The 1,118-nt window shown below is 61.3% G+C and carries 1 protein-coding gene; it reads left to right on the forward strand.

What is annotated here, in order from left to right; all coding sequences use genetic code 11:
* The coding region (locus tag AC1D1F_RS24755) for a calcium-binding protein (RefSeq protein ID WP_477700886.1) at positions 1-1,101 on the forward strand (1,101 nt) is incomplete at its 5' end.
* Between the last annotated feature and the right edge of the window lie 17 nt (positions 1,102-1,118).

Below are 1,118 nucleotides of genomic sequence, written 5' to 3' on the forward strand. Positions count from 1 at the left end.
TTCATTACCGAATACGACACCACGGTTGGCAACATCGATACCCTCCGCTTCGACAGCTCCGTGACGGCCGGCGACATCAAGCTCAACCGCAACAACTGGGATCTTTTCCTGAGCATAGACGGCACGACGGATGTGATCACGCTTGCCAGGTGGTATTTGAACGATGCCTACAAGATCGAGCAAGTCGAGTTTGCTGACGGCACGCTGTGGAGCAAAACCGACTTCGCCGCGATGGCAGCAGCGGTAGTGTTTGGCGGAACCCAGGGTGATGACTACATGATTGGCGCCACCAGCAATGACATGCTGAAGGGGCTTGGCGGCAGCGACATGCTCGATGGCGCCGGCGGCTTCGATGTGCTCGAAGGCGGTGCAGGAAACGACCAGCTCGCGGATGGCAATGGCAGCAATTACCTCAATGCAGGAGCCGGCGTCGACCATTTGAGCGGCAGCGCCGCCGCCGCGGACCTCTTTATAGGTGGCAGCGGAAACGACGTGGTCAGCCTCGGCAACGGGAAAGACCTCGTCGCCTTCAATGTCGGTGACGGCCAGGATACGGTGTATGCGAGCGGCGCCTCCATGGGTCCGGACGACACCGTCAGCCTGGGCGGCGTCGGCCTTGACTACGCCAAGCTGAGCCTGGAAAAGAGCGGTAACGACCTGATCCTCAAGCTCAGTGACACCGACCAGCTGACCTTCAGCTACTGGTACGGCAGCACGGCCAATCAAAGCGTGCTGAACCTGCAACTGGTGGCAGAAGCCATGGCGGCCTTTGATGCGAACTCCAGCGACCCACTGCTCAACAAAAAGGTGCAGACCTTTGACTTCCAGGGACTGGTCGGCGCGTTCGATGCAGCGCGTACGGCCACGCCAGGGCTGAGCAGCTGGGCACTGAGCAACGGGCTCACGCAGTTCCACCTGGCCGGCAGCGACAGCGAAGCACTGGGCGGCGACCTGGCCTACCACTATGGCGCGGACGGCACGCTGGCCGGCATGGGCCTGGGCAAGGCGCAGGACGTGCTGACGAATGCGCAATTTGGTGTGCAGGCGCAGGCCATCCATTCGACGGTGAGCTTGCAGGAAGGGCTGGTTCGCCTCGGCTAATGGGGACGACATAGAAA

The sequence above is a fragment of the Polaromonas sp. P1_H6 genome (genome assembly GCF_056405195.1).